This is a genomic window from Enorma sp., assembly GCF_982429025.1.
The window spans coordinates 1-10,392 of record NZ_CEWCAA010000062.1; the positions used below are offsets into that span (position 1 = coordinate 1).

A 10,392-nucleotide genomic window follows, 5' to 3' on the forward strand; every position below is an offset into this window, starting at 1 on the left:
TCTTCTGTGGTGTTGCCGCCGTTCCGGTAGAGGTCGACGCGTGCGCTGTTCACGAGCTCCGTGCTGGCGCGGTACCTATCGGTCACCCTCATGTGGAGCACGAGCGGGGCTCGTTCCGCACCTTCAAGCTCATCTCCCTCGTGGGCTGGCGCGACGTTATCGACGTCGTCGCGCTCGTGCTTGAGGTCGTCGCGTCCCCACTCGTCGGTGCGCGAGGAGAAGCCCTCCTCAACGCGGCCGTACTCGAGGCGCACGGCGATCACCCTCTCGCCCTCCTCGAGGCCGAGGTCGGTCACGCTGAGCTCGGTGGCTTCGGTGGCGCTTACGTCCTGAGCCCACAGGCGCCAACCGGTGTAATCGATGGCTCGACTGTCGTCGCCAAGGGCTTCTTCGGTCGTCTCATGATCAAGCCAAGGGTTGGCGTGCCCGTCGGAGCGTGTGGCGTTGGCGTCGCTCGGGTCGATGTAATCAGCTGACGTGGTGCTCGTGCGGTACCAGACGTTGAGCAGGCCGTCGTAGTCTTCGCCCGCGACGGGCGTCACGATGCCCGTGAGCTCGGCGAGGCCGTCCGATGCAGCGGAAATCTCGTCTGTCACGGTAAACTCGTCGACCCACGTGCTGCTCTCGTTCCGGAAGTCAACGGAATAGTCGTACGAGCCGTCATCGGATGCGGAGACCTCGGCACGCGCGGCGTCTGTGTCGGCATCGGTGTGGGGGTGGGTGGGGTCGGCGACCTCCTGGCGCTTGTCGATAGAGCCCTCGACGGTGATGGGTTCGTCGTACATGACCACGCGCTGTACCTCGCCGGTGGGCTCCACGGTAAAGTCGACCGCGGTCGCCTCGTCGTAGCCGTGCGGGGCCATAAGCTCCACGAGCTTGTAGTTGCCGGGCTCGAGCCCGTCGATGCGATGGTCGGTGCCATCGGAGGTCCAGCTTTCCACAACACCCCCGTCGGGGCTGATTACGGCCAGCTTGGCTCCCGTTACCTCGTCCTCGTTGGTGATATCGCGTTTGGAGAGGTCGATTTTGGTGTAGTCGTCCTCGATCTCGAGCGGGAAGCTCTCGAGCCCCTCGGTGAGACCGTCGTCGGACACGGAGAAGTAGCGCACACCTCCGTCCACGAGGAAGCCGTCCGGGGCGTCCGTCTCCTCGAGGCGGTAGCTGCCGGGCGAAAGGTGGCGGATGGCTGCGGTTCCGTCATCGTCCGTCACGATTTCGATGTGCTCCTCGCCGGGCTTGAGTAGGTGGCTCTCGATGGAGAGATCGCCGTCCGCATAGGAGCCGAAGAAGGTCTTTCCAGCGGTAAGCTCGACCCTGCCGGCGCCCTCGCCGCCGATCTCGAGCTCGTAGGCGCCGGCGGGGACGTCGGTGGCGATGAGTGCCCCGGCCCCCTCATCGAGCCTGAGCTCGTAGCTCTCCCTCTCGATCCGGCCGCGCGAGATATCGAGCCCGCCGAAGAAGAGGAAGGGCTCGGACCAGGAGACCTTGACGGCCTCGCCGGCCTCCACCTCGAGCTTCGATTCGCCGCCCATGTCAATCGCTTCGCCATCGGCGTCCGTGAGGGCGATCTCGTAGGCGCCGGGGTCCACGGCGATGGAGCCCTCGACGTCGGCGGAGTAGTTGTCGCGGGAGACGGTCAGCCTGTATCCTTCGGGCACATCGGCCTCGATCGTGGCGTTGTCCACGGCCTCGATGAGCGTCGCTGCGCTTTCGCCCTCTGCGCGCACGGCGGCCGCCGCCATGCCGTCATCGGGCTCGACATCGATCTCCTGGCCGGCCTCCCATGCCTGGAACGTAGCGCCAGCGAGTGGGTGGCCAGTCCCCATGATGTTCTTGTCGATCGTGATCTCGGTGTAGGCGTCGGCCACCTCGACCTCGACCTCGACGAGCGCCGTATCGTCGTCGGCGTAGGAGAGCGTGAACTCATGCGGGGTGGCGTCGAGCACGTGGCCCTCGGGCGCCTTCGTCTCGACGAACGCGTAGGTGGCGGTGCCGTCGCCCAGGTAGAGCTCCTCGGTGGTCGCGGTGCCGTCCTCGCCGGTGGTCACGTGGTCGACGACCTCGCCCTCGGTGGCGTGCACGGTGCCGTCGGGGCTCACGACATCCTCCATGGCGACGACGTCGAACTCCGCACCGGCGAGCTCTCCCGCGCAGTCCTCGTCATGCACATGGCCCTCATCGGAGCCGTCCGGGGCGCTGCAGCGCTTGGTCACGGTGGCGCGGCCCTTCGCCTGCGCGTCCGAATAGACGATGGCCGCGGTAGGGACCGCGTCCTCATGGTCGCCGGACACGGTGAGCGCGACGTCCTCGCCGCCCGTGAGGTACGGCCCCGCCGCCGCGACCTCGTGCACAGAGTACTCGCCCGGCTCGAGGGTCTCCGGTAGCGTCACGCAGCCGCTCTCGTCGGTGGTGAACTCGGTGAGCTCGACGGGGTTGGGGTAGCTGTCCGTCATGGAGACGGGGTCGCCCTTCGCATCGAGGATCTGGAAGGTGAAGCCGGCGAGCGGCACGGCCTGCCCGGTCTCGGCGTCCTGCTTCACGATCTGGATGCGGGTGCTGATCGCCTGGTCGTTCAGGATGTAGCGCAGCTTCGCGCCGTCCGCCATCTGCTCGGCGGAGATGGTCCAGTCGCCCACCTTGTCGAAGCCGTCGGGCACCGTATCGTCGACCTCGCGGACGGTGTAGCCGGCCGCATCGTAGGGCAGGGCGCCGTTCACGCCCTCGGGGCGTTCGCCCTCGCCGAACCACAGGCCGTCCGTCTCGGCGAAGCCGTCCTCGCCTGTGGTGATGGAGCCCACCGCCTTGCCGGTGGTGTTGGAGACGATCTCGAATCGGACGCCGGCAGCCGGCTCCTCATGCCCGTCGCCCTCGTCCCAGGATTCATCGGCGCCCTTGAACTTGGCGACTTCGATGTCGAACGCGATCACGCTTTCCTTGAAGTCGTCCTCAGGTTCGAGCTCAACGATGCCAGATGCGGTCATCTGCTCTGAGCTCACGGTATACGTGTGAACGGTCGAATCGAGCTTGTACCCGGTTGGCGCTTTGGTTTCCACGACCGTGCAGGTGCCGAACGGGATGTCCTGGAAGACGACCAGCCCGTCCTCGTTCGTCACCGCGGTCTGAACGCGGCCGTTCGCATCGGTCAGCCGGTACTCGGCTCCTTCGAGCGTAGCCCCGGGCTGCGCCGCATCGAGCGTGGCGGAATCCCTCTTCTGGATGGTAAGCCGGACTGCGCCCGGGCTATCCGCAAGCTCCTCGCTAGAATCGCTGCTTCCGGTGGTGAAGTAGTGGCGCTCGGTGTTGAGCTTGAACCCCTGCGGCGCTTTGGTCTCAACGGCGTAGTAGCGCTTGTCCTGCTGCAGCTGATAGCTCGCATGACCGCTCTCATCTGTCGTGATGCTGGCTATCTTCTGGTCGGTCGAGGCATCGTAGATGTCGTAGGTTGCACCAACATACGCGTACTCGTCGTTGCCGGCGGTGAATTCGGCGTCGGCGGAGACCTTGGTGAAGGTGATGCGCACGTCCGGCTTGACGGGGATGATGACGAAGATGTTCTGCGCGGACCCGTCTGTCAGGTTCCGCCGCAGCCAGAGCGCGTCGTCCCACCAGCCGGATTGGCCGGCGTGCGCGCGAGCGTCCGACACGAGGCGCTGGATCTTTGCGAGCTCCACGGCGTTGGCGACGCGGCCGGTCGTGCTCCCGTCGTTGGTGGAGCGGTAGATGTTCGTGTAGGTGCCGCCGTTGTACATGAGGGACTCACCCTCCACGGAGGCGCCCATGAGGAGGTGCTTGGTCACCTCCCATGCGGCGACGAGCTGGTCGCTTCGCCCGGAAAAGCCGTATGTCGCCTGGCCGAGTGCTGAGGTGGGCGCGTAGGCGGCGGCGTAGGCCATCGCGTGCGGATCGAAGCTCGAGGAGCCCGTGACCCACGGGGCGGATGCGACGGGGCCGGAGTCGTGGGTGTCGTCGTAGGTGAACTGGCTCACCGGCACGGCGGGACCGTAGACATCGCCAGTGTCGGGGGTGCCGTGGAACGGCTCTCCACAGACGACCCATGTGCCGTCGGATAGATACCAGTTCGAGATGGGGGAGCGGTTGCTCGCTCCGATATCGCGACGGGTGACGGTCACGTTCTGATTGAACGAGGACGGGATGTCCGCGAGTGCTTGCGCCGTCGACGGTGCTAGTGCCGCGACAACGGACAGCGCGACGAGGGCCACGGCGATTAAAACGGCGGCCGCCCCGCTCCAGCCGCCTCCCGTAGAGGTCGCAATTCGTCTTATCAGCTGCATTGCGATGCGCAGGCCTCCTCGCTTGAAGCCTCCTCGGCGCTTGCTGCTATGCATGGATACCTCCTATCGGTCTGTCGTTTCCTCCTAGCGGCTCCGCCTCGGAATCGTTGCGCTTGGGGCCGCTCCGCTCGGGATTCTTTTTGCCCTGAGCCGTTTCGTCCTGGGCTGTTTCGCTTTGGTGCTTTTGCGCGCCTATACCGCCACGCGGGCGGTCGCCGACCCTTGGGTGAGGTCGAGCCCTGTGTTGATGAGGTCCAGCAGCTGCTTGCGCTCGCGTTTGGATGCTGTGCGCGGCGTGGAGGTCGACGTTCCCGCTGGCTGGTCGTGTGTATCGGATGCGGCGTGCGTGCCGGTCTTGTTCGCCGCCATGCGCGCGATTCGATTGACGGTGCGGTCGCGTGCCGCCGGACTCCGCAGGTCGGCGCGGGTGATGGGCACGATGGTGAAATCCGGAAAGGCGCTGAGGTCTGCGGGTAGGCTCGTTGGGTCGTCCACGATTTCAACGGCGATTTTCGCTGAGGGTAGATACACTGCCATGGCTCCTCCAATCACGCCGCCCGGCCGGTCCGGGCTCGCTGGCATGAACGCTAGGAGGTAGAACTGAACGATGTCCCAATGAATCTAAACAAAGTCTGAACCGCGCAGCTCAGAGGGGATGAAAATCGAAGTATGGAGGTTTTGCGCGCGGCGGCCGCGCGCATGTCGCGTCTCATGTTACTAATGAGCGACGCGGGCGAGGTCCGGCCATGCGGCAGCGTCGGTCCCGATACAATTTCTAGCACGTGTCTCTATGCGTTCGCGGTGGCTGCTGCGAATGTGTTTGCCAGCCAGCATCGAGAAAGGGGGCGGGCCGTGGCTGCAACCTCGTTTGGTCCGACACCCACCATTCCGGCCATCATCAAGTTCTCGAGCGAATACGACGAGTATCGCGGCGATGAGTCGCGGAGCAGGGGGACGGCCGAGTCCCTATCGTTCCCACGGACCGAGGACGAGGTCCGCGCCATCGTACGCTCACTCAGCTCGGCGCGTACGCTCATCACGGTGCAGGGCGCGCGCACGGGCCTTGCAGCGGGCGCCGTGCCTCAAGGCGGGCATGTGCTCAACCTCTCGCACATGAACCGCCCGCTCGGCTTGCGCGAGGAGGACGGGCGTTTCTACCTGCGCGTTCAACCTGGTCTCGTTCTTTCCGAACTTCGAAAGTACCTGGCAGCAAAGGCATTTCCTACCGAGGGTTGGGACGAGGCGTCGCTTACCGCCGCGCAGCGTCTTGCCGAGGCTCCGGAGCAGATGTTCCCCACCGACCCCACCGAGACCTCTGCTTGCCTGGGCGGTATGGCCGCATGCAACGCCTCGGGCGCACGGAGCTTTCGTTACGGCGCCATGCGCGGCCATGTGACGGCGCTACGGCTCGTGCTCGCAAACGGCGACGTGGTCGCGTTGCGCCGGGACGAGGTCCGCGCCCACGGCCGGCATCTCATGCTCAAGACCGAGGGCGGCTCGACCATCGAAGCGGACCTCCCCACTTATCAGATGCCGCGCGCCAAAAACGCCTCCGGCTACTATGTTGAGGACGACATGGACGCCCTCGACCTTATCATCGGTTCGGACGGTACCCTCGGCATCATCACCGAGCTCGAGCTCGCCCTCATGCCGGCGCCTGCGGTGGTTTGGGCGGCGAGTTGCTTCTTTGCGACCGAGGGCCAAGCGGTCGAGGCAACCATAGCTGCCCGCGCAGACCTCAAGTATGCGGCGGCGCTCGAGTACTTCGACCCAGCCGCCCTTGACGTGCTGCGCCGCGCCCGTGCCCAGGGCTCGGCCTTCGCGGCGCTCCCGTTGCTTCCCGAGCGCTTCGGCTGCTGCCTTTATGTGGAGCTCCAAGCACCTGTGGAAGATGAGGCCATGGCGGACCTCGAGCGTCTCGGCGCCATCGTGCGCGCGGCGGGCGGAAGCGAGAGGGACTCTTGGGTGGCCCGTACCGCCGTTGACCGCGAGACGCTCCGGTTCTTCCGCCATGCCGTTCCCGAGAGCGTGAACATGCTCATCGACGAGCGCCGCCGAGAAGAGCCTTCGATCACCAAGCTCGGCAGCGACATGTCCGTTCCCGACGACCGTCTGCGCGATGTCATCTCCCTCTACCGCTCGACGCTGGCCGAGGAGGGGCTCGAGTCGGCCGCATGGGGGCATATCGGCAACAACCACCTGCATGTAAATGTTCTGCCGCGCAATGCTGAGGAATACGCGAGGGGCAAGGCGCTCTTTGCGCGCTGGGCCAAAGATGTCACGGCTATGGGCGGCGCGGTTTCGGCCGAGCACGGCGTGGGCAAGCTCAAGCGCGATTTCCTCACGACCATGTACGGCTCAGAGCATGTGCGCGAGATGGCACGTCTCAAGCTTGCGTTCGACCCGGCGTGCCAGCTGGGGCGTGGCAACCTGTTTGACGTGGCGCTGCTCGACGAGGTCCGCAGGGAGGGCGCGGCGGTGCCCGAGGGCGCCGATGCCGCAGGTGCTGGACCGGATGCCGCAGACGCCGGCCCCGATGCTTCGGGCGCCGGACCGGATGCTGCGGCTGTTGGCGCTGATGCCGCGCCTGTTCCGTCGGCGGCTGCACCGGCAGATGCGTTAGCTAAAGCTATGAACACCGGGGAGGTGTCCTGATGCATATCGTGGTCTGTGTGAAGGCGGTTCCGAGCTCGACCGAGGTCAAGATGGACCCCGTCACTCATACCATCGTGCGCGATGGCCGCGAGTCGGTGGTGAACCCCTTCGATGCCGCTGCACTCGAGGTGGCGCTGGCTATCAAGGATGAGCGTGCTGCTACGGGCGAGGGCTGTAGGGTGAGCGTGCTCTCCATGGGCATTCCGGCTACGGAGGCACTTTTGCGCGACGGCATCGCCCGCGGCGCAAGCGATGCGCTCCTTCTTTCTGATCGCGCGTTTGCCGGTGCAGATACGCTTGCCACGAGTTATGCCCTGTCATGCGGTATACGCGAGCTTGGCTCGGCGAGCATGAGCGACGCCGCCGCGTCCGGTGCTTCGGAGCACGGAGAAGCCGCCCCTGTCCCCTCTCTTCCGGATCTCATCCTCTGCGGCAAGATGGCGGTCGATGGCGACACGGCGCAGATCGGGCCGGAGCTCGCAGGGCTCTTCGATATGCCCTGCGTCACGGACGTGCGCGAGCTAGTTGCGATTGAGCGGGGCCACGTTACCGTGCGCCATGCGACCGATGCGGGCATCGAGCTCGTCGAGGTTCCGCTGCCGGCGGTGCTTACCGTGGCCAAAGACATCGCACAGCCTCGCATGCCGAGCATCGCGGGGGTACGTGCGGCCGCGGGTGCGCCCGTGGCGGTGCTCAGCGCAGCGCGCGTGCAGGCCGACCCCGCGCGATCGGGCCTTGCCGGTTCTCCGACGCAGGTCGTGCGGTCGTTTGTGCCCGAGCGTTCTGACACGTGCGAGGTCTTGGAGGGAAGCGTGCCCGAGCAAGCGGCGCGCATCATCGCGTTAGCTGAGGAGGCGGGGCTATGAGCGGGCTTATGGTGGATGCCGCGCGCTGCGTGGGCTGTAAGCGCTGCGAGCGCGCGTGCGCGTTCGGCGGCATCGTGGTCGAGGGCCGCCTGGCACGCCCGACCGACGCCTGTACGCTCTGCGGCGGGTGCGTGGAGGCGTGCCCGGTGGATGCGATTTCGCTTGAGCGCGACGAGGCCGGCGAGGGGCCTGGACGCGATCTTTCCGCCTGTCGTGACATCTGGGTGATTGCCCAGGTTGATGCGGAGGGCGCGCTGCTGCCGGTGGTCTTCGAGCTGGTCGGCAAGGCGCTCGAGCTCGCCAAAGCGCGCGGCTGCCAGGTGGTGGCGGTGCTTGGTGAGGCGGGACGAGCTCCTCGCCAGGCGGAGCGTCTTGCCGCGACCGGTGTTGCCGAGGTGATCCACACCGTGGATGAGCGCCTCGCGCATGCAGACGCCGAGGTGTTCGCGCAATGGATTTGCGCGCTTGCCGAAGAGCGCCGCCCCGAGGCGATGCTGTTCGGAGCAACGGCGTTCGGCCGCGAGCTTGCCCCACGCGTGGCGGTGCGCCTGCAGACGGGCCTTACCGCCGATTGCACCGCGCTCGACATCGACCCCAAGACCGGAGCTCTGCTGCAAACGCGCCCTGCGTTCGGCGGCAACCTCATGGCGACGATCGAGTGCCCCGCGCATCGTCCTCAGATGGCGACGGTGCGGCCGGGCGTATTTGCGGCGCCTGAGCGCGTGACGGTTGGGGCGGGCACGTGCGTTGATCTTGCGGCGGGCATCATCACCCAAGCCCCCTTGGCTCCCGAGGTTGCGCCGCGCGTTGCCGTGCTTGGCATCGAGCCTGTTACCGGCGGGTCGATCGCGCAGGCAGAGCGGCTCGTGGTCGTGGGCAGGGGCATCGGGTCCAAGAAGAATCTCCCGCTCATGGAGCGCCTGGCAGAGCTGCTTCACGCTGAGCTCGGTTGCACGCGTCCGCTCGTGGAGGCCGGCTGGCTCGACTATGCCCACCAGGTAGGTCAAACGGGTGCGGCCGTCGCGCCGAAGCTCTTGGTGAGCATTGGCGTTTCGGGTGCTATCCAGCATCTGGCGGGAATCGGTGGTGCCGAGACGGTTGTTGGCATCAACGAGGATGCCGCTGCGCCCATCTTCGGCGTGGCAGGCTATGCGGTCGTGGGCGATGCCATCGAGGTAGCAGCCGAGCTCGTCGCCCAGCTCGAAGCCCGCGACTGAGATGCGGAGCCGCGCGGCCACGACGGTCGCGTTGTTTGGCTCGGTTACACGAACACGAGGTTCACGAGCACCATATAGAGCGCGGTGCTTGCAAAGATGGCGACGAGCATGTTCTTCCGCCAAAGGTAGAGCCCGCCGGCAACGAGAATACCGAGCGCTTCGGGTATGCCACGCGTGCCGGTGAGCACGCTCACGCTGCGCAGGCAGTAAACCACGAGCAGGCCGAAAATCGCTCCAGGGAGCGCATTGCCCAGGTAGCGGATGTAGCGCGGCGCTGGACGGTCTGCGGGGAAAGCGAAGAACGGCAGGGCCCGGGTGAGCACCGTTGCAGCCGCGGCAGCGAGAATCGTAAGGATGATCTGCGTGGTCGTCATCGCGCATCGCCCCCATGGTGCGCACCTGCGGTATCTTGCGTAGAGGCCACGGGCCCGTTCTCGCAGGTATCCGATGCAGAAGCCACGGACCCGCTCTTGCACGTATCGTAGGCCGGTTCGAGGTGGCTTCGCAGAACCGTTATCGCGGCAAGGATGAGCGCGAGCGCGGGGATCATGAATCCGTCAGGCCCAAAGAGCGCGAGTGCGACGAGCGAGGCCAGAATGCCCACCACGGCGCTCGCATGGCTTGGATCTTTGGTCCATTGGTCGAGGAAGATCACCACGAACAGCGCCGTCATGGCGAAGTCGACGCCCGCCACGTTAAGTGCTGCCACGCTGCCCAGCACGCCGCCGAGCGTGCAGCCAACCACCCAGTACAGCTGGTTGAGCAGGCTCACGAAAAACATGAACCATCCTTCGTCCACGCCGGCCGGCGGGCGCGTCGAATAGTTGATGGAGAACGTTTCATCGCATTGCGCGAAGATGAGATACGGGCGTTTGTGCCCGAGGCCGCGGAATCGCTCGAGCATCGAGAGCCCGTAGAACAGGTGCCGCGCGTTAACGATGAAGACGGTGACGAACGCCTGAAGCGGCGCGAACGGTCCCGCGAGCATCGAGGCTACGACGAACTCGGCAGAGCCCGCGAAGATAAGGCAGGCCATGAGCGTGGGCGTCCACCACGGCAGCCCGAGCGAGACGCTATAGACGCCGCAGGTGATGCCGAGGAAGACGAAGCCGGCGAGGATGGGAAGCGTCGGTGGTATGGCTGCGCGAAGCGCAGACGAGATGGCACGAGGTCTATCGGTGTGCATCGCGCCGCTTGATGGAGCTGGGTGCAGTGGTTGATGGGGCACGGGGCGTTGCTCGCGTTTCTATTCAGTGCATGGTCAATGTCCCGTATCGTACATCATTTATTGCAGGGAGATACTGAATTGTGTTTGGTCAAGTCTTCTTTTTTGAAATGGGCATGCGCTTCTTTCGGGTTCGG

Annotated in this window: 7 protein-coding genes; 3 read left to right on the plus strand and 4 right to left on the minus strand. The window is 65.7% G+C overall.

Features of this window, described 5'->3' with window-relative positions; genetic code table 11:
• On the minus strand, positions 1-4,346 hold a 4,346-nt coding region (locus AC1VS5_RS08790), incomplete at its 3' end, for an MSCRAMM family protein (RefSeq protein WP_481218389.1).
• Positions 4,347-4,484: 138 nt separating this feature from the next.
• The gene (locus AC1VS5_RS08795; protein WP_481218390.1) at positions 4,485-4,829 is read right to left on the minus strand and encodes a hypothetical protein; all 345 of its coding nucleotides are present in this window, start codon (positions 4,827-4,829) and stop codon (positions 4,485-4,487) included.
• A gap of 315 nt (positions 4,830-5,144) precedes the next feature.
• On the opposite strand from AC1VS5_RS08795, the gene AC1VS5_RS08800 reads away from it, so the two are divergent.
• The 3 genes from AC1VS5_RS08800 to AC1VS5_RS08810 are packed head-to-tail and all read left to right on the plus strand — an operon-like array spanning position 5,145 to position 9,030.
• On the plus strand, positions 5,145-6,947 hold the full coding sequence (locus tag AC1VS5_RS08800; protein ID WP_481218391.1) for an FAD-binding oxidoreductase: 1,803 nt from the start codon (positions 5,145-5,147) through the stop codon (positions 6,945-6,947).
• Positions 6,947-7,813 carry an electron transfer flavoprotein subunit beta/FixA family protein gene (locus AC1VS5_RS08805; protein ID WP_481218392.1) on the plus strand — a complete coding sequence of 289 codons (867 nt, stop codon included), beginning with the start codon at positions 6,947-6,949 and terminating at the stop codon, positions 7,811-7,813. The genes AC1VS5_RS08800 and AC1VS5_RS08805 overlap by 1 nt, the downstream gene beginning before the upstream one ends.
• A complete protein-coding gene (locus AC1VS5_RS08810; protein WP_481218393.1) occupies positions 7,810-9,030 on the plus strand; it encodes an FAD-binding protein in 1,221 nt (406 codons plus the stop codon). Before AC1VS5_RS08805 ends, AC1VS5_RS08810 begins: the two co-directional genes overlap by 4 nt.
• Before the next feature lie 44 nt (positions 9,031-9,074).
• On the opposite strand, the gene AC1VS5_RS08815 is transcribed toward AC1VS5_RS08810, so the two are convergent.
• Together AC1VS5_RS08815 and AC1VS5_RS08820 are read right to left on the minus strand one after the other, a co-directional pair.
• Positions 9,075-9,404: a branched-chain amino acid transporter permease gene (locus AC1VS5_RS08815; RefSeq protein WP_481218394.1), complete on the minus strand. Its 330-nt coding sequence runs from the start codon at positions 9,402-9,404 to the stop codon at positions 9,075-9,077.
• The gene (locus tag AC1VS5_RS08820; RefSeq protein ID WP_481218395.1) at positions 9,401-10,216 is read right to left on the minus strand and encodes an AzlC family ABC transporter permease; all 816 of its coding nucleotides are present in this window, start codon (positions 10,214-10,216) and stop codon (positions 9,401-9,403) included. The genes AC1VS5_RS08815 and AC1VS5_RS08820 overlap by 4 nt, the downstream gene beginning before the upstream one ends.
• Positions 10,217-10,392: the final 176 nt, after the last annotated feature.

Bases quoted from the DNA above. Each gene is read 5' to 3' on its own strand.
- AC1VS5_RS08795 (WP_481218390.1), bottom strand. From the start codon at position 4,829: ATGGCAGTGTATCTACCCTCAGCGAAAATCGCCGTTGAAATCGTGGAC.
- AC1VS5_RS08805 (WP_481218392.1), top strand. From the start codon at position 6,947: ATGCATATCGTGGTCTGTGTGAAGGCGGTTCCGAGCTCGACCGAGGTC.
- AC1VS5_RS08810 (WP_481218393.1), top strand. From the start codon at position 7,810: ATGAGCGGGCTTATGGTGGATGCCGCGCGCTGCGTGGGCTGTAAGCGC.
- AC1VS5_RS08815 (WP_481218394.1), bottom strand. From the start codon at position 9,404: ATGACGACCACGCAGATCATCCTTACGATTCTCGCTGCCGCGGCTGCA.
- AC1VS5_RS08820 (WP_481218395.1), bottom strand. From the start codon at position 10,216: ATGCACACCGATAGACCTCGTGCCATCTCGTCTGCGCTTCGCGCAGCC.